We start from the raw sequence: 15,554 nt of genomic DNA on the forward strand, positions 1-15,554 counted from the left end.
AGATGTTGATCCCCCGACGGGTCAAGCACCGCAAGCAGCACCACCCCAAGCGTTCCGGCATGGCCAAGGGCGGCACCGCCGTCACCTTTGGTGACTACGGCCTCCAGGCGCTCGCGCCGGCCTACGTCACCAACCGGCAGATCGAGGCCGCGCGTATCGCCATGACCCGCTACATGAAGCGTGGCGGCAAGGTCTGGATCAACATCTACCCGGACCGTCCGCTGACCAAGAAGCCGGCTGAGACCCGCATGGGTTCCGGTAAGGGCTCGCCCGAGTGGTGGGTCGCCAACGTCAAGCCGGGCCGGATCATGTTCGAGATCTCCGGTGTGGACGAGCAGGTTGCCCGCGAGGCCATGCGCCTGGCGATGCACAAGTTGCCGATGAAGTGCCGCTTCGTCGCGCGTGAGGGTGGTGACAACTGATGGCAGTCGGATCGAAGGACCTGACACCGGTGGACCTGCGAGAGCTGACCGACGAGCGTCTGGTCGACGAGCTGCGCAAGGGCAAGGAGGAGCTGTTCAACCTCCGGTTCCAGTCGGCCACCGGCCAGCTGGACAACCACGGCCGCCTGCGTGCGGTGCGCAAGGACATCGCGCGGATCTACACCGAGATGCGCGAGCGCGAGCTCGGGATCGGTGAGTCCAAGTGAGCGAGAATCTGAAAGAAGGCCCCGTGAGCTCCACCTCCGAGCGAAACGACCGCAAGACGCGCCGCGGCTACGTCGTCAGCGACAAGATGGACAAGACCGTCGTCGTCGAGGTCGAGGACCGCGTCAAGCACGCCCTGTACGGCAAGGTCATGCGCAAGACCCACAAGGTCAAGGCGCACGACGAGCAGAACACTGCCGGCACCGGGGACCACGTGCTCATCATGGAGACCCGACCGCTGTCGGCCAGCAAGCGCTGGCGCATCGTCGAGATCCTCGAGAAGGCCAAGTAAGGCCTACCCCGGTAGCGAAGGGGGCAGCGCCCCCTTCGCCCGGACGAAGACCACATCAGTTCGGCCAGGCTCGCCACGAGCGAGAACCAGCACGACGACAGGAGTGAGAAGTGATCCAGCAGGAGTCGCGACTGCGTGTCGCCGACAACACCGGTGCCAAGGAGATCCTGTGCATCCGTGTGCTCGGCGGCTCCGGCCGCCGGTATGCCGGCATCGGCGACACCATCGTCGCCACCGTCAAGGACGCCATCCCGGGCGGCAACGTCAAGAAGGGCGACGTCATCAAGGCGGTCATCGTCCGCACCACCAAGGAGCGCCGTCGGGGCGACGGCTCCTACATCAAGTTCGACGAGAACGCCGCCGTCATCCTCAAGGCTGACGGCGAGCCGCGCGGGACGCGCATCTTCGGCCCGGTCGGTCGCGAGCTTCGCGACAAGAAGTTCATGAAGATCGTCTCGCTCGCACCGGAGGTGATCTGATCCATGAGCAAGCTCAAGATCAAGAAGGGCGACCTCGTCCAGGTCCTGTCCGGTCGTGACAAGGGTCTGCAGGGCAAGGTCATCTCGGTCAACACCGAGACCGATCGCGTCGTGGTCGAGGGTGTCCAGCGGGTCACCCGCCACACCAAGGCCGGCTTCGGCGGGCAGGCCGGTGGCCTGGTCGTCACCGAGGCGCCGATCCACGTGAGCAACGTGGCGATCGTCGACCCCGAGGACAACAAGCCGACCCGCATCAGGACCCGCGTCGAGTCCGTCGAGCGCGACGGACGCACCAAGGCGAGCCGCACCCGCGTCGCGGGTCGCTCGGGCAAGGACCTCTGAGATGACTGAGACCATGGAAAACGCGAGCCAGACGGTGGAGTCCACGCCGCGTCTGAAGACCACGTACTCCGAGACGGTGGCCCCCGCGCTCAAGGAGCAGTTCGGCTACGCCAACACGATGCAGATCCCGCGCGTCGTCAAGGTCGTCGTCAACATGGGCGTCGGTGACGCCGCCAAGGACAGCAAGCTCATCGAGGGCGCCATCCGCGATCTGACCGCCATCACCGGTCAGAAGCCGCAGGTGACCAAGGCCCGCAAGTCGATCGCGCAGTTCAAGCTGCGCGAGGGCATGCCGATCGGGGCGCACGTCACGCTGCGCAACGCCCGCATGTGGGAGTTCCTCGACCGCCTCACCGCGGTTGCCCTGCCCCGTATCCGTGACTTCCGGGGGCTGAGCCCCAAGCAGTTCGACGGCAACGGCAACTACACCTTCGGCCTGAACGAGCAGTCGATGTTCCACGAGATCGACCAGGACAGGATCGACCGCGTCCGGGGCATGGACATCACCGTGGTCACGACCGCGACGAACGACGACGAGGGCCGCGCGCTGCTGAAGCAGCTGGGCTTCCCCTTCAAGGAGAACTGAGATGGCGAAGACCGCCCTGATCAACAAGGCGAACAAGAAGCCGAAGTTCAAGGTCCGCGGCTACACGCGGTGCCAGCGGTGCGGCCGGCCGCACTCGGTCTACCGCAAGTTCGGTCTGTGCCGCGTGTGCCTTCGCGAGATGGCCCACCGCGGTGAGCTCCCTGGCGTGACCAAGTCCAGCTGGTGACTTTCGGGTCGGCCCCGGCCGGCCACCGCGACCACGGTCGTACCCACACATCCACGAACAGTTCTACATCGAAGGTCGCCCCGGACACCGGGGTGAAACCGCGATGAGAGAGGGCAGGCAGAGCCCATGACCATGACCGACCCGATTGCGGACATGTTGACCCGCGTCCGGAACGCCAACTCGGCGCACCACGACGAGGTCTCCATGCCGTATTCCAAGCTCAAGTCGCACATCGCGGAGATCCTCCAGGCGGAGGGCTTCATCGCGGGCTGGCAGGTAGAGGAGGCGACCGTCGGCAAGACGCTGAAGGTCTCCCTCAAGTACGGCCCGAGCCGTGAGCGTTCCATCGCGGGGGTGCGCCGGGTGTCCAAGCCCGGTCTGCGCGTCTACGCGAAGTCCACCAACTTGCCCAAGGTTCTCGGCGGCCTGGGCGTGGCGATCATCTCCACGTCCTCCGGCCTCCTGACCGACAAGCAGGCCGCAACCAAGGGCGTGGGTGGGGAAGTCCTCGCCTACGTCTGGTAGGGGGTAGCAGACATGTCGCGTATCGGAAAGCTCCCTGTCGCCATCCCCAGCGGTGTCGACGTCGCCATCGACGGCCAGACCGTGAAGGTCAAGGGCCCCAAGGGCGAGCTCCAGGTGACCATCTCCGAGCCGATCGAGGTCGCCCAGACCGACGACGGCGTGGCGGTCACCCGGCCCGACGACGAGCGCGAGTCGCGTTCGCTCCACGGCCTGAGCCGCAGCCTCATCAACAACATGGTCGTCGGTGTCACCGACGGCTACGAGAAGAAGCTCGAGATCCACGGCACCGGTTACCGCGTGCTGGACAAGGGCAATGCCCTGGAGTTCGCTCTCGGTTTCAGCCACCCGGTCGTCGTCCAGGCGCCCGAGGGGATCAGCTTCACCGTCGAGAACCCGACCCGCTTCGCCGTGAAGGGCATCGACAAGCAGCTCGTCGGCGAGACGGCTGCCAACATCCGCAAGCTCCGCCGTCCCGACCCGTACAAGGGCAAGGGTGTCCGGTACGAGGGCGAGCAGATCCGTCGCAAGGTCGGAAAGGCTGGTAAGTAAGCCATGGCAATGATCGTCAAGCGAGCCAAGGGCAAGAGCGCCGCTCGTGGTCGTCGCCACCTGCGTGTGCGCAAGAAGGTCACCGGCACCGCGGCGCGTCCGCGCCTGGTGGTCACCCGCAGCAGCCGCCACGTCTTCGTCCAGGTCGTCGACGACACGGTCGGCAAGACCGTCGCGTCGGCGTCGACCATGGAGGCCGACGTGCGTGCCCTCGAGGCAGACAAGACCGAGCGGGCCAAGAAGGTCGGCGGTCTGGTGGCCGAGCGCGCCAAGTCTGCCGGCGTGGCCTCCGTCGTGTTCGATCGCGGTGGCAACCGGTACCACGGTCGCGTCGCCGCAATCGCCGATGGAGCCCGCGAAGGGGGTCTGGCGCTGTGATGCAGACCCAGAACGTCGAGAAGAGGAACATCTGATGCCCGGACCCCAGCGTCGAGGCGCCGGTGCCGCAGGCACCAACGAGCGCTCCACCAACGATCGTCGCGACAACCGCAGCGGCGGCCGTGACAACCGCGGCGGTGGCCGCGACCGCAACGAGAGCCAGTTCGTCGAGCGCGTCGTGACCATCAACCGCGTGGCCAAGGTCGTCAAGGGCGGTCGTCGCTTCAGCTTCACCGCCCTCGTCGTCGTCGGTGACGGCGACGGCACCGTGGGCGTCGGCTACGGCAAGGCCAAGGAGGTCCCGTCCGCGATCGCCAAGGGTGTCGAGGAGGCGAAGAAGAACTTCTTCACCGTCCCGCGCATCCAGGGCACGATCCCGCACCCCATCCAGGGTGAGGCCGCGGCCGGTGTCGTCATGCTCCGTCCGGCGTCGCCGGGTACCGGTGTCATTGCCGGTGGCCCCGTGCGCGCCGTGCTCGAGTGCGCTGGCATCCACGACGTGCTGAGCAAGTCGCTCGGCTCGGACAACGCGATCAACATCGTCCACGCGGTCGTCGCGGCCCTGAAGGGTCTCGAGCGTCCGGAGGCCGTCGCGGCCCGCCGCGGTCTGCCCCTGGACGAGGTCGCCCCGGCAGCCATGATCCGTGCGCAGGCCGCTGGTCGCGCCGAGGCCGCCGCAAAGTCGAAGGCGGGTGCATGATGGCTCGTATGAAGGTGACCCAGACCCGTTCGGAGATCGGTGGCAAGCAGAACCAGCGCGACACGCTGCGCAGCCTCGGTCTCAAGCGCATCGGCGACACCGTCGTCCAGGAGGACCGCCCGGAGATCCGCGGCATGGTCCAGACGGTTCGCCACCTGGTGACCGTCGAGGAGGTTGACTGATCATGGCTGATTCCAAGGCCACCGCCGGGGAGCCGAACGAGGCCCCCGCGCTCAAGGTGCACCACCTGCGTCCGGCCCCCGGAGCCAAGACCGCGAGGACCCGTGTGGGTCGCGGTGAGGCCTCGAAGGGCAAGACCGCCGGTCGCGGTACCAAGGGCACCAAGGCCCGGTACCAGGTGCCGGAGCGCTTCGAGGGTGGTCAGACGCCGCTGCACATGCGTCTGCCCAAGCTCCGCGGCTTCAAGAACGCGTTCAAGACCGAGTACCAGGTCGTGAACCTCGACCGCATCTCGGCCCTCTTCCCGGAGGGTGGCGCCATCGGCGTCGACGAGCTCGTGGCGAAGGGGGCCGTCCGCGACGGCCACCTCGTCAAGGTGCTCGGCTCCGGTGAGATCTCGGTGAAGGTCGACCTCACGGTCGACGCCTTCTCCGCGAGCGCCAAGACCAAGATCGAGGCGGCCGGCGGCAGCATCACCGGCCGCTGACCCCCTTCGGTCAACCGCGCGAGGCCGTCCCGTGTCACGGGGCGGCCTCGACGCGTCTGTCCACCTGATCCCGGCTGTGAGTCAGGTCGCCTCGCGATCTGTGCGCACCGGCAGGTATCGTCTGACAGGTTGTGCCGCCACCGGCGGCCCCTGCCCGCAGCTCACATCTGCACCCACGGCACCGTCCTGGAGGAACCCACGTGCTCTCCGTCTTCACTCGGGCGTTCAAGACGCCCGATCTGCGGCGCAAGCTGCTCTTCACGTTGGGCATCATCGTGCTCTTCCGCCTCGGCTCCTACGTGCCGACGCCGAACGTCAACTACACGGCCGTGCAGGACTGCATCGCCGGGGCCCGGGACGACGGCGGGAACAACCTCCTGGGGATGGCCAACCTCTTCAGCGGTGGGGCGTTGCTGCAGCTGTCGATCTTCGCGCTGGGGATCATGCCCTACATCACCGCGAGCATCATCGTGCAGCTGCTCACGGTCGTCATCCCCCGCTTCGAGGAGCTGAAGAAGGAGGGGCAGCAGGGTCAGGCCAAGATGACCCAGTACACGCGGTACCTGACCATCGCTCTGGCCGTCCTCCAGTCGGCGACCTTCGTCACCTTCGCGCAGAACCCCGCGGCCCTGTTCAGCAACGCCAACTGCGGTCCGATCCTCTACCGCGACACGACGCTGGACACGGTCTTCATGGTCCTGACGATGACCGCCGGGACCGGCCTGATCATGTGGCTCGGTGAGCTGATCACCGACAAGGGCGTCGGCAACGGCATGTCCCTGCTGATCTTCACCTCGATCACCGCGACCTTCCCCGGCTCGCTGTGGGCCATCCAGCAGCGCGACGGCCGCTGGGACATCTTCTTCCTCGTGATCTTCATCGGCCTGCTGATCATGACGGCGGTCGTCTTCGTCGAGCAGTCGCAACGCCGGATCCCGGTGCAGTACGCCAAGAAGATGGTGGGCCGGCAGATGTACGGCGGCACGTCGACGTACATCCCGATCAAGGTCAACATGGCCAACGTCATCCCGGTGATCTTCGCCAGCTCGATGCTCGCGCTGCCGCAGATGATCGCCCAGTTCCAGCAGGACCCGGAGGGCAACAACCCGGCGTACGTCGACTGGATCAACACCTACCTGGTGCAGGGCGACAGCCCGATCTACATGGCCGTGTTCACTGCCATGATCCTGTTCTTCACCTTCTTCTACGTGTCGATCACCTTCAATCCCACCGAAGTGGCCGACAACATGAAGAAGTACGGGGGATTCATCCCCGGTATTCGGGCCGGGCGACCCACGGCCGAGTACCTGAGGTACGTGATCAACCGCATCACCGTTGCGGGCGCCATCTACCTGTCTCTGGTCTCGCTGGTCCCGCTGATCGCACTCGTGCTCGTCGGCGCCAACCAGAACTTCCCGTTCGGCGGCACCTCCATCCTCATCATGGTGGGCGTCGGCCTCGATACGGTGAAGCAGATCGAGTCCCAGCTCCAGCAACGTCACTACGAAGGATTCCTGCGCTGATGCGTCTCATCATTCTGGGCCCCCCCGGGGCCGGCAAGGGCACCCAAGCAGGCCGGATCGCCGAGCACTACGGCATCCCGGCCATCTCCACCGGTGACATCTTCCGGGCCAACATCAAGAACGAGACCGAGCTCGGCCTGCAGGTGCAGGAGATCCTCGCGTCCGGTGGCTACGTCTCCGACGAGATCACCAATGCCATCGTCGAGGACCGCCTCGCCGAGTCCGATGCCTCCTCCGGCTTCCTGCTCGACGGCTTCCCGCGCACGACCGCGCAGGTCGTGGCCCTGGACGAGATGCTCGCCAAGACCGGATCGGGCGTCGACAAGGTCCTCGAGCTCGTGGTGGACAACGAGGTCGTCGTGCAGCGGCTGCTCAAGCGGGCCGAGGTCGAGGGCCGCGTCGACGACACCGAGGAGATCATCCGCGAGCGGATGGCCATCTACCACCGTGAGACCAAGCCGCTCTCAGACGCCTACGCCGAGCGTGGCCTGCTGGTCACGGTCGACGGCGAGGGCGAGGTCGACGTCGTCGCCGAGCGCATCCTCGCAGCGCTCGGAGCCTGACGCTCACGTGGGACTCTTCTCCCGTGAGCGCGTGCGCGCGCGCACCCCGGAGCAGCTGCGGGCGATGCGCGTCGCCGGCCTGCTCGTCGCCCGGGCCCTGGACGCCCTGCGTGTCGAGGTCCGCCCCGGCGTGACGACCGGCGAGCTGGACGCCGTGGCCGAGGACGTCATCCGCAGCGGGGGCGGCGTCCCCAACTTCCAGCTCGTCCCCGGGTACCGGCACACCCTGTGCACGTCGGTGGGGGAGGAGATCGTCCACGGCATCCCCGGGGGTCGGGTCCTCGCCGCAGGTGACCTGCTGAGCATCGACTGCGGTGCCGAGGTCGAGGGGTGGAACGGCGACGCGGCCATGACCCTCGTCGTCGGTGGCGACGAGGCCGGCGACCCGGCGGCGGTGCGTCTGTCCGAGGTCACCCGCCGCTCGCTCTGGGCGGGCATCGCCTCCCTTCGTCCCGATGGTGACCTCAACGACATCGGTGGCGCGGTCGAGGACTCCATCCGCGCGGACGCCCGCGCAGACGGCGTCGCCTACGGGATCGTGGAGGACTACACGGGCCACGGCATCGGTGAGCACATGCACCTGCCGCCCAATGTGCCGAACTACCGCGTCCGCGGCCGGGTCCCGCAGACCCCGGTCGGCGCCACCCTGGCCATCGAGCCGATGGTCACCCTCGGCGACCAGGCGAACCACGTCCTCGCGGACGAGTGGACCGTCGTCACCGACGACGGGAGGCCGGCCGCGCACTGGGAGCACTCGGTGGCGCTCACGGAGCGTGGCATCTGGGTGCTCACGGCGAACGACGGCGGCGAGCAGGAGCTCGCTGCGCTGGGCGCCCCCTTCGGTCCCCTCGACCAGTAGGGCTCCCGCGGGTCACCCGTCGGGTGTGAGGACGCCCTGCCCTGTCGTCGGGTCCCACGGCACCGACTCGTGCTGGTGGGTCAGGACCCAGCGCCCGTCCTCCCCGCGTCGGAGGACCCCCGTGGAGCGGACCCACATGTCGACGTCCGACCCGCCGTGCAGCGTGCCCGTCACCCGGTAGACGAAGGCGGTGACGGCGAGGCCTCCCTCGGAGATGATCCGGAGGTCGTGCACCCCGTAGGCGATGTCCGAGGCGTAGCCGTCGAACCACGCCTGCGTGCCCTCGACGAGGGTGTCGCGGCCCCGGACCCGGTGTGGCGGGAGCACGCCGAAGGAGTCCAGCCCGTCGGCGAACCTCGCCGCCAGGGGCGCTGGGTCCTTCGCGGCGACGGCCTGCACCCGTTCCTCGAGGAGGGCTCGGATCTCGGCGTCGGTGTCCCGTCGGTCGGTCGTGCGCCGACCCGAGTGCTCCTCCGCAGCCTCGGGAACCTCGACCTCCTCGACGTGGAAGGCCTGCACGGCATCGCCGAGATCACCCGCCGGCCCGCTGCCGCGGAAGGCCTCGAGGGCTGGCCGGTCGCGCCAGCGCTCGGCGACGTCGACGCGTCCGGCGCAGAGCGGGTCGGCGGTGACCGCGAAGTGGAGGCAGCCCTCGGTGTCGCGGGCCCGCCGGACCGACTCCTGGGAGAGCCGGACGAACCGGTCCCGGTCTGCGGGGTCGACGTCGAGGTGCCCGACGACGACGATCATGAGGGGCCCCCTTCGGTGGGGCGGACGTCGTAGACGAGCTCGACGGTCCCTCCGCCGAAGCGGCGCTCGTGGCGCAGGCGCAGGTCTGTCGCGAAGCCGTCCGGCAGGAAGCGCAGCCCGCCTCCGGCGACGTACGGGACGACGTACGCGCTCACCTCGTCGACGAGTCCCGCGCGCAGGGCGGACGCGGCGAGGGTCGGGCCGCTGATCGTCACGGCACCGTCGCAGGTCTCCACCATGGCGCGCAGCCGATCGAGGTCGAGGTGCGGCCACAGCTGCGTGCGGGCGGTGTCGACCGACGAGAGCGAGCGTGAGACGACCACGGTGTCCGTGGCCTGCCACGCCTCGGCGAACCCGCGGTGCTGGGGGGCCACCAGGTCAGCGGCCGGCGGGTCCTGCCAGTAGCGCATGGTCTCCCACATGTGCCGCCCGTAGACGTCGACAACCGCCCCGGCCTGGGTCTCGGTGAAGTGGTCGTGCAGCTGCGCGTCCGGCTCGGCCCACTCGAAGCCGCCGTCCGGTCCGCGGACGTAGCCGTCGAGCGAGACCAGCATCCCGTAGGTCAGGCGTCCCATCGCTGCTCCATGGTCTTCTCCTTCGAGTGGTGATTGCGATCTGCAACCACAACTCACGGTAGAGTAGAGTGCTTGCTCAGCACAACCACTAGGTCGGGGCCGGATCGAGAGGAGGGTCATGCGCAACGAACCGCGTTCGGGCTGCCCGATCAACGCGGCCGTCGAGTCACTCGGGGACCCGTGGAGCGTGGTCGTCCTCCGCGACATCATCTTCGGCGGGCGGCGCCACTTCCGTGAGCTGCTCTCCGGGTCCGAGGAGGGGATCGCGAGCAATGTGCTCTCCTCCCGGCTGAAGTCCTTCGTCGCCGGCGGGCTGCTGGTCCGGGAGGAGGCGGTGCGTGGTCAGCGGGCCCGCTACTCCCTCACCGAGGCGGGGATCCAGACGCTGCCGGTGCTCGTGGCGCTCGGCTCGTGGGGGCGGGTGAACCGACCGACGACACCGGAGCTGACCGTCCGCCAGCAACTCCTGGAGGACGGCGGTCCCGAGCTGGTGGCGGAGCTGATGGACGAGCTGCGTCACCTCCACCTCGGGGCGCCCCCTGTCACGGGGACGGGACCGAGCGTGATGCAGCGTCTGCAGGAGGCGTACGAGTCCCTGCAGTGAGGGCTCGCAGGACCGGGGAGGGCTCGTGCGAGTGTGGCGCACACGACGCGGACAGCCGGTCACCGGGGCGCGTGCGCTGGGTAGGGTGAGGCGTCAGTCAAGCCGTCGAGAGATCCGGTGGCGGGTCGATGAGGAGCGCTACGAGGATGACGATGCCCCCCGAAAGTCCATCCGGACGCGAGGACGTCATGAGCCTGGCCGCGGACTTCCCCCAGGTCGGGCCGGACGCGTGGGCGGACATGGCCGCTGCCGTGGTCAACAGGTCCCGTCCCGAGGACGCCCAGGTCGATGGCGACGGCGCCCGCGAGGTCCTCGCCAGCCACCTGCCCGGTGGCCTGGAGGTCGCACCGATCTACTGGTCGGGGGAGCACAGCGCGCTCGGCCTGCCCGGGGCGATGCCCTTCACCCGTGGCCGTGGGCCGCGTGACCCCAACCTGGCGTGGGACGTGCGACAGCTGCACGACGACCCGGACGCAGCGTCGACCCGCTCGGCCGTCCTGGCCGACCTCGAGCGCGGTGTCAGCTCCATCTGGCTGCACGTCGGCGACGACGGCGTCGCAGCGGGCGACGTGACCGAGGTCCTCGGTGACGTCATGGCCGAACTCGCTCCGGTCGTCGTCTCCTCCCTGACCGACCAGCCCGGCGCGGCTGCGGCCCTCATCGCCGCCTGGGAGGCGAAGGGAGTCGACCCCGCCGTCGTCCGTGGCAGCCTCGGGCACGACCCGGTCGGCCTCGCCGCCGCGGTCGGTGGGACGCCGGACCTCGCTCCGCTCGCCGACGCCGTGCACGCCTGCTCGACCCGCTGGACGGGCGTGCGGGCCATCACCGTCGACACCCGCGTGCACCACGACGCCGGGGCGAGCGACCAGGACGAGCTCGCCCTCGCCCTCGCGAGCGCCCTCGACTACGTGCGCCACCTCAGCGGGGCCGGCGTCACCCCGGCGGAGGCCTTCCGCCGGATCGACTTCCGCGTGGCGGTGACGGCTGACCAGTTCGTCACCATCGCCAAGCTGCGCGCGCTGCGCCGCACCTGGGCCCGCGTCGGTGAGGTCCTCGAGGTGCCGGAGGCCGACCGGGGCGCGTGGATCCATGCCGTCACCTCGTGGCGGATGCAGACCCGCACCGACCCGTGGGTCAACATCCTGCGCAGCACGATCGCCTGCTTCGGCGCGGCCGCCGGTGGCGCCGACGCCATCACCGTCCTGCCCTACGACGACGCGATCGGGCTGCCGACCCCCTTCTCCCGCCGCGTGGCGCGCAACACGCAGTCGCTGCTCGCCGCCGAGGCCAATGTCGCCCGGGTCGCCGACCCCGCGGGGGGCTCGAACTACGTGGAGAGCCTCACCGAGGCCCTCGCGCACGCCGCGTGGACCTGGTTCGGTGAGCTCGACGCCGCCGGTGGCGCCGCCGCCGGCCTGGCATCCGGGGCCATCGCGCAGCGACTCGCCGACACCCGCGCCGAGCGGGACACCGCCCTGGCCACCCGCGAGGTGCCGCTGACCGGCACGTCGACCTTCCCGTTGGCGGATGAGCAGCCCCTCGAGCGCACCGCCCGCGTCGCGCTCGCCCGGGACGGGCTGCCGCGCCGCCGTGACGGAGAGGTCTTCGAGACCCTGCGTGCGCGCACCACGGCCGGCGACGTCACCGTCCCGGTCATCGCGCTCGGTCCGGCCCGCGAGACCACCGCGCGGGTGTCCTTCCTGAGCAACCTCCTGGGGGTCGCCGGGATCCGCCCGCAGATCATCGAGGTCCCCACCGTGGACGACCTGCCGGCGGCGACCGAGCCGGCGAAGGGGGCCCCCGCCGCCATCCTCGCCTCATCGCGGAAGGGATACGAGGCGCTGGCGGAGCCGGCCGTCTCCGCCCTCCGGTCGGTGGACGTCGGCCGGGTCCTCGTGGCCGGCCCCGCCCGCGAGCTCGGTGACCTCACGGTCGACGGCGAGGTCCGCGACGGCATGGACGTCGTCGCCTTCCTCACCGACCTTCTTGATCTCCTCGGTGCCCAGCAGGCAGGAGCGAACGCATGAGCGACGCGCAGCCCATCCCCCCCTTCGACACCATCGAGCTCGGCGAGGCCCGGCCCGCGACCGACGCCGGCCAGCGGTGGCAGGAGGCGCTCGACGCGACCCCGGGTGCCGCCGACGGCTGGCAGACGCCGGAGCACATCGACGTCGCGCCGGTCTACACGGAGGCGGACACCGAGGACCTGGACTTCCTCGAGACCGCGCCCGGTGCCGCCCCCTTCCTCCGCGGTCCGTACCCGACGATGTACGTCAACCAGCCGTGGACGGTGCGGCAGTACGCCGGCTTCTCCACGGCGGAGGAGTCCAACGCCTTCTACCGGCGCAACCTGGCCGCGGGTCAGAAGGGACTCTCGGTCGCCTTCGACCTGGCGACCCATCGCGGCTACGACAGCGACCACCCGCGCGTCTCGGGTGACGTGGGCATGGCCGGTGTGGCCATCGACTCGATCTACGACATGCGCACGCTCTTCAGCGGCATCCCGCTGGACCGGATGAGCGTGTCGATGACGATGAACGGCGCGGTGCTGCCGATCCTCGCGCTCTACGTCGTCGCGGCCGAGGAGCAGGGGGTGAGCCCGGAGCAGCTGAGCGGAACCATCCAGAACGACATCCTCAAGGAGTTCATGGTCCGCAACACCTACATCTACCCGCCGCTGCCCTCGATGCGGATCATCTCCGACATCTTCGCCTTCACCAGCGCCAGGATGCCGCGGTTCAACTCGATCTCGATCTCCGGTTACCACATGCAGGAGGCCGGGGCGACGCAGGACCTCGAGCTGGCCTACACCCTGGCCGACGGCATCGAGTACATCCGGGCGGGCAAGGACGTGGGGCTCGACGTCGACTCCTTCGCGCCGCGGCTGTCCTTCTTCTGGGCCATCGGGATGAACTTCTACATGGAGGTCGCCAAGCTGCGCGCCGCGCGCCTGCTGTGGGCGCGCCTGGTCAAGGAGAACTTCGCCCCCGAGAACCCGAAGTCGCTCTCCCTGCGCACGCACTCGCAGACGTCCGGTTGGAGCCTCACCGCGCAGGACGTCTACAACAACGTCGCGCGCACCTGCGTCGAGGCGATGGCCGCGACGCAGGGTCACACCCAGAGCCTGCACACCAACGCGCTCGACGAGGCGATCGCGCTGCCGACCGACTTCTCGGCACGCATCGCCCGCAACACCCAGCTGGTCCTGCAGCAGGAGTCGGGCACGACCCGGGTCGTCGACCCGTGGGGTGGCAGCGCCTACGTCGAGAAGCTGACCCACGACCTCGCCCGGCGTGCGTGGACGCACATCGAGGAGGTCGAGGAGGCCGGCGGCATGGCGAAGGCCATCGAGGCCGGCATCCCGAAGCTGCGGATCGAGGAGGCGGCCGCGCGGACCCAGGCGCGGATCGACTCGGGGCAGCAGCCGCTCATCGGGATCAACACCTATCCGGTCTCGGAGAACTCGGCGGACGAGGCCATCGAGATCCTCAAGGTCGACAACGCCGCGGTCCGCGCGTCGCAGATCGCCCAGCTCGAGCGCCTGCGCGAGGAGCGGGACGAGTCCGAGACGAAGGCGGCGTTGGCGGCGCTGACAGCGGCGGCGAGGGCCGAGGGCGGGACGATGGAGACCAACCTCCTCGCCCTGGCCATCGACGCGGCGCGCGCCAAGGCCACCGTCGGAGAGATCTCCTCCGCGCTCGAGGAGGTCTACGGGCGCTACACCGCGCAGATCCGTACGATCTCCGGTGTGTACACGGACGAGGCAGGCTCGGGCGGAGCCGTCGAAGTGGTCCGGGCCAAGGTCGAGCAGTTCGAGCAGGACGAAGGGCGTCGCCCGCGCATCCTCGTGGCGAAGATGGGACAGGACGGTCACGACCGCGGGCAGAAGGTCATCTCGACCGCCTTCGCCGACCTCGGCTTCGACGTCGACGTGGGCCCGCTCTTCCAGACCCCGGGCGAGGTGGCGCGTCAGGCCGTCGAGGCCGACGTCCACGTCGTCGGCGTGTCCTCGTTGGCTGCGGGTCACCTCAGCCTCGTGCCGGCGCTGCGGGCGGAGCTGGACCAGCTCGGCCGCCAGGACCTGATGATCGTCGTCGGGGGCGTCATCCCGCCGCAGGACTTCGAGGAGCTGCGGGCGGCCGGTGCCGATGACATCTACCCCCCGGGGACGGTCATCGCCGATGCTGCGGGTCGCCTCGTCGACGCGCTGCGGGAGCGGGCCGCCGGCACCGATGGCTGAGTCGGTCGCCGATCTCGCGGCGGGGGTGCGGGATCGCTCGCGGGCCCACATCGCCCGGGCGATCACCCTCGTCGAGTCCTCGCGCCCGGACCATCGGGAGCGCTCGAAGGCCCTGCTGGCCGAGCTCGCACCGGACACCGGGGGTGGGATGCGGGTCGGCATCTCCGGCATCCCCGGCGCGGGGAAATCGACCTTCATCGACGCCCTCGGGACCCGGCTGATCGAGCAGGGCCACCGGGTCGCCGTCGTGGCGGTCGACCCGAGCAGCTCCCGGACCGGAGGATCCGTCCTGGGGGACCGCACGCGGATGGCCGCCCTCACGGCGAGCGACGACGCCTTCGTCCGGCCCTCACCCTCCGGCACGCACCTCGGGGGAGTGGCTCGGGCGACCCGGGAGTCGATGCTCGTCCTCGAGGCGGCGGGCTTCGACACCGTGATCGTCGAGACCGTCGGCGTGGGGCAGTCCGAGGTCGCGGTCGCCGAGATGGTCGACACCTTCCTCCTGCTGGCCCTCGCCCGGGGCGGTGACCAGCTGCAGGGCATCAAGCGCGGCATCCTCGAGATCGCCGACGTCATCGCGGTCAACAAGGCCGACGGCGAGCACGCCGGTGACGCACGCGTGGCCGCCCGCGAGCTGTCCGGCGCGATGCGCCTGATGAACCCCGACAAGGACGCGCGCCGCCCTCCGGTGCTCACGTGCAGCGCCCACACCGGTGACGGTCTGGACGAGGTCTGGGCGGCGGTGGTCGAGCACCGGGCGTGGCTCGAGGAGCAGGGCTCCCTGCACTCGCGCCGTGCGGAGCAGCAGCGCGAGTGGATGTGGGCGATGGTCGACGCCGAGCTGCGTGACGCGGTCCGTGCCGCACCCCGGGTGCGCGCCCTGCTCTCCGAGCTCACCCCCGGCGTGCGCGCCGGTGAGGTCAGCGCCGTCGACGGGGCCGACCGGATCATCGCCGCCTTCTCCGCGGACCTCGCCGAGCGTCCCTGACCCCCCTTCGCATCTGCCTAGGCAAATGCGCGGCCCCGTTCGCATCTGCCTAGGCAAATGCGCGTCCACTTCGCATCTGCCTAGGCAAATGCGAAGGGGG

At 69.6% G+C, this 15,554-nt stretch carries 21 protein-coding genes and 1 pseudogene; 20 read left to right on the top strand and 2 right to left on the bottom strand.

Annotated features, from left to right (window positions below):
• Window positions 1-2: 2 nt before the first annotated feature.
• From rplP to map, 16 genes and pseudogenes are all read left to right on the top strand, one after another.
• The gene (rplP, locus tag ACR9E9_RS05950) at window positions 3-422 is read left to right on the top strand and encodes a 50S ribosomal protein L16 (RefSeq protein WP_435202649.1); all 420 of its coding nucleotides are present in this window, start codon (window positions 3-5) and stop codon (window positions 420-422) included.
• Window positions 422-634 (top strand): annotated as a pseudogene (rpmC, locus tag ACR9E9_RS05955) (50S ribosomal protein L29); the annotation flags it as partial. The gene rplP and the pseudogene rpmC, both read left to right, overlap by 1 nt.
• A gap of 38 nt (window positions 635-672) precedes the next feature.
• Window positions 673-939 carry a 30S ribosomal protein S17 gene (gene rpsQ / locus ACR9E9_RS05960; RefSeq protein ID WP_435202650.1) on the top strand — a complete coding sequence of 89 codons (267 nt, stop codon included), beginning with the start codon at window positions 673-675 and terminating at the stop codon, window positions 937-939.
• A 110-nt stretch (window positions 940-1,049) separates the two neighbouring features.
• Window positions 1,050-1,418, top strand: a complete 369-nt coding sequence (rplN, locus tag ACR9E9_RS05965) for a 50S ribosomal protein L14 (RefSeq protein WP_435202652.1) — start codon at window positions 1,050-1,052, stop codon at window positions 1,416-1,418.
• Window positions 1,419-1,421: 3 nt separating this feature from the next.
• Entirely contained in the window at window positions 1,422-1,760 is a 339-nt protein-coding gene (rplX, locus tag ACR9E9_RS05970; protein ID WP_435202653.1) for a 50S ribosomal protein L24, read from the top strand.
• A gap of 1 nt (window position 1,761) precedes the next feature.
• Window positions 1,762-2,346, top strand: coding sequence for a 50S ribosomal protein L5 (gene rplE, locus ACR9E9_RS05975; protein ID WP_435202655.1), 585 nt, complete (start codon window positions 1,762-1,764; stop codon window positions 2,344-2,346).
• A gap of 1 nt (window position 2,347) precedes the next feature.
• Window positions 2,348-2,533: a type Z 30S ribosomal protein S14 gene (locus ACR9E9_RS05980; RefSeq protein WP_007924699.1), complete on the top strand. Its 186-nt coding sequence runs from the start codon at window positions 2,348-2,350 to the stop codon at window positions 2,531-2,533.
• 126 nt (window positions 2,534-2,659) lie between these two features.
• Window positions 2,660-3,058 carry a 30S ribosomal protein S8 gene (rpsH, locus tag ACR9E9_RS05985; protein ID WP_435202657.1) on the top strand — a complete coding sequence of 133 codons (399 nt, stop codon included), beginning with the start codon at window positions 2,660-2,662 and terminating at the stop codon, window positions 3,056-3,058.
• Between the two features lie 12 nt (window positions 3,059-3,070).
• A complete protein-coding gene (gene rplF, locus ACR9E9_RS05990; RefSeq protein ID WP_435202659.1) occupies window positions 3,071-3,607 on the top strand; it encodes a 50S ribosomal protein L6 in 537 nt (178 codons plus the stop codon).
• 3 nt (window positions 3,608-3,610) lie between these two features.
• A complete protein-coding gene (rplR, locus tag ACR9E9_RS05995) occupies window positions 3,611-3,985 on the top strand; it encodes a 50S ribosomal protein L18 (RefSeq protein WP_435202661.1) in 375 nt (124 codons plus the stop codon).
• Window positions 3,986-4,019: 34 nt separating this feature from the next.
• Window positions 4,020-4,685 carry a 30S ribosomal protein S5 gene (gene rpsE / locus ACR9E9_RS06000; protein ID WP_435202663.1) on the top strand — a complete coding sequence of 222 codons (666 nt, stop codon included), beginning with the start codon at window positions 4,020-4,022 and terminating at the stop codon, window positions 4,683-4,685.
• Window positions 4,685-4,867: a 50S ribosomal protein L30 gene (gene rpmD / locus ACR9E9_RS06005; protein ID WP_435202665.1), complete on the top strand. Its 183-nt coding sequence runs from the start codon at window positions 4,685-4,687 to the stop codon at window positions 4,865-4,867. The genes rpsE and rpmD overlap by 1 nt, the downstream gene beginning before the upstream one ends.
• A 2-nt stretch (window positions 4,868-4,869) precedes the next feature.
• On the top strand, window positions 4,870-5,352 hold the full coding sequence (rplO, locus tag ACR9E9_RS06010) for a 50S ribosomal protein L15 (RefSeq protein WP_435202667.1): 483 nt from the start codon (window positions 4,870-4,872) through the stop codon (window positions 5,350-5,352).
• A 200-nt stretch (window positions 5,353-5,552) separates the two neighbouring features.
• Complete coding sequence (secY, locus tag ACR9E9_RS06015; RefSeq protein WP_435202669.1) at window positions 5,553-6,875, top strand: preprotein translocase subunit SecY; 1,323 nt, start codon at window positions 5,553-5,555, stop codon at window positions 6,873-6,875.
• The gene (locus ACR9E9_RS06020; protein ID WP_435202671.1) at window positions 6,875-7,438 is read left to right on the top strand and encodes an adenylate kinase; all 564 of its coding nucleotides are present in this window, start codon (window positions 6,875-6,877) and stop codon (window positions 7,436-7,438) included. The genes secY and ACR9E9_RS06020 overlap by 1 nt, the downstream gene beginning before the upstream one ends.
• A gap of 7 nt (window positions 7,439-7,445) precedes the next feature.
• Window positions 7,446-8,297 (top strand): type I methionyl aminopeptidase, encoded by an 852-nt coding sequence (map, locus tag ACR9E9_RS06025; RefSeq protein WP_435202673.1) that lies wholly within the window; start codon window positions 7,446-7,448, stop codon window positions 8,295-8,297.
• 12 nt (window positions 8,298-8,309) lie between these two features.
• Here map and ACR9E9_RS06030 read toward each other — a convergent pair whose 3' ends face one another.
• Together ACR9E9_RS06030 and ACR9E9_RS06035 are read right to left on the bottom strand one after the other, a co-directional pair.
• A complete protein-coding gene (locus tag ACR9E9_RS06030) occupies window positions 8,310-9,047 on the bottom strand; it encodes an SgcJ/EcaC family oxidoreductase (protein WP_435202675.1) in 738 nt (245 codons plus the stop codon).
• Entirely contained in the window at window positions 9,044-9,622 is a 579-nt protein-coding gene (locus ACR9E9_RS06035; protein ID WP_435202677.1) for a dihydrofolate reductase family protein, read from the bottom strand. Before ACR9E9_RS06035 ends, ACR9E9_RS06030 begins: the two co-directional genes overlap by 4 nt.
• Before the next feature lie 118 nt (window positions 9,623-9,740).
• On the opposite strand from ACR9E9_RS06035, the gene ACR9E9_RS06040 reads away from it, so the two are divergent.
• The 4 genes from ACR9E9_RS06040 to meaB all read left to right on the top strand — a co-directional run bounded on the left by ACR9E9_RS06040 (window position 9,741) and on the right by meaB (window position 15,454).
• Window positions 9,741-10,226: a winged helix-turn-helix transcriptional regulator gene (locus tag ACR9E9_RS06040; RefSeq protein ID WP_435202679.1), complete on the top strand. Its 486-nt coding sequence runs from the start codon at window positions 9,741-9,743 to the stop codon at window positions 10,224-10,226.
• A 188-nt stretch (window positions 10,227-10,414) separates the two neighbouring features.
• Window positions 10,415-12,253, top strand: coding sequence for a methylmalonyl-CoA mutase family protein (locus ACR9E9_RS06045; RefSeq protein WP_435202681.1), 1,839 nt, complete (start codon window positions 10,415-10,417; stop codon window positions 12,251-12,253).
• The gene (gene scpA, locus ACR9E9_RS06050) at window positions 12,250-14,466 is read left to right on the top strand and encodes a methylmalonyl-CoA mutase (protein WP_435202683.1); all 2,217 of its coding nucleotides are present in this window, start codon (window positions 12,250-12,252) and stop codon (window positions 14,464-14,466) included. Before ACR9E9_RS06045 ends, scpA begins: the two co-directional genes overlap by 4 nt.
• Entirely contained in the window at window positions 14,459-15,454 is a 996-nt protein-coding gene (gene meaB, locus ACR9E9_RS06055) for a methylmalonyl Co-A mutase-associated GTPase MeaB (protein WP_435202685.1), read from the top strand. Before scpA ends, meaB begins: the two co-directional genes overlap by 8 nt.
• Window positions 15,455-15,554: the final 100 nt, after the last annotated feature.

It is taken from the genome of Janibacter sp. GS2 (assembly GCF_051200835.1).
In the GTDB taxonomy this organism is placed as follows: Bacteria; Actinomycetota; Actinomycetes; order Actinomycetales; family Dermatophilaceae; genus Janibacter.

What these genes read in the sequence shown, in the direction of transcription:
- ACR9E9_RS06045 (WP_435202681.1), top strand. Translation starts at nt 10,415, where the DNA reads ATGAGCCTGGCCGCGGACTTCCCCCAGGTCGGGCCGGACGCGTGGGCG.
- ACR9E9_RS06040 (WP_435202679.1), top strand. Translation starts at nt 9,741, where the DNA reads ATGCGCAACGAACCGCGTTCGGGCTGCCCGATCAACGCGGCCGTCGAG.
- meaB (WP_435202685.1), top strand. Translation starts at nt 14,459, where the DNA reads ATGGCTGAGTCGGTCGCCGATCTCGCGGCGGGGGTGCGGGATCGCTCG.
- rplE (WP_435202655.1), top strand. Translation starts at nt 1,762, where the DNA reads ATGACTGAGACCATGGAAAACGCGAGCCAGACGGTGGAGTCCACGCCG.
- ACR9E9_RS06020 (WP_435202671.1), top strand. Translation starts at nt 6,875, where the DNA reads ATGCGTCTCATCATTCTGGGCCCCCCCGGGGCCGGCAAGGGCACCCAA.
- rplX (WP_435202653.1), top strand. Translation starts at nt 1,422, where the DNA reads ATGAGCAAGCTCAAGATCAAGAAGGGCGACCTCGTCCAGGTCCTGTCC.
- rplO (WP_435202667.1), top strand. Translation starts at nt 4,870, where the DNA reads ATGGCTGATTCCAAGGCCACCGCCGGGGAGCCGAACGAGGCCCCCGCG.
- rpsH (WP_435202657.1), top strand. Translation starts at nt 2,660, where the DNA reads ATGACCATGACCGACCCGATTGCGGACATGTTGACCCGCGTCCGGAAC.
- rplR (WP_435202661.1), top strand. Translation starts at nt 3,611, where the DNA reads ATGGCAATGATCGTCAAGCGAGCCAAGGGCAAGAGCGCCGCTCGTGGT.
- rplF (WP_435202659.1), top strand. Translation starts at nt 3,071, where the DNA reads ATGTCGCGTATCGGAAAGCTCCCTGTCGCCATCCCCAGCGGTGTCGAC.
- rpmD (WP_435202665.1), top strand. Translation starts at nt 4,685, where the DNA reads ATGGCTCGTATGAAGGTGACCCAGACCCGTTCGGAGATCGGTGGCAAG.
- rpsE (WP_435202663.1), top strand. Translation starts at nt 4,020, where the DNA reads ATGCCCGGACCCCAGCGTCGAGGCGCCGGTGCCGCAGGCACCAACGAG.
- scpA (WP_435202683.1), top strand. Translation starts at nt 12,250, where the DNA reads ATGAGCGACGCGCAGCCCATCCCCCCCTTCGACACCATCGAGCTCGGC.
- ACR9E9_RS05980 (WP_007924699.1), top strand. Translation starts at nt 2,348, where the DNA reads ATGGCGAAGACCGCCCTGATCAACAAGGCGAACAAGAAGCCGAAGTTC.
- ACR9E9_RS06035 (WP_435202677.1), bottom strand. Translation starts at nt 9,622, where the DNA reads ATGGGACGCCTGACCTACGGGATGCTGGTCTCGCTCGACGGCTACGTC.
- rplP (WP_435202649.1), top strand. Translation starts at nt 3, where the DNA reads ATGTTGATCCCCCGACGGGTCAAGCACCGCAAGCAGCACCACCCCAAG.
- ACR9E9_RS06030 (WP_435202675.1), bottom strand. Translation starts at nt 9,047, where the DNA reads ATGATCGTCGTCGTCGGGCACCTCGACGTCGACCCCGCAGACCGGGAC.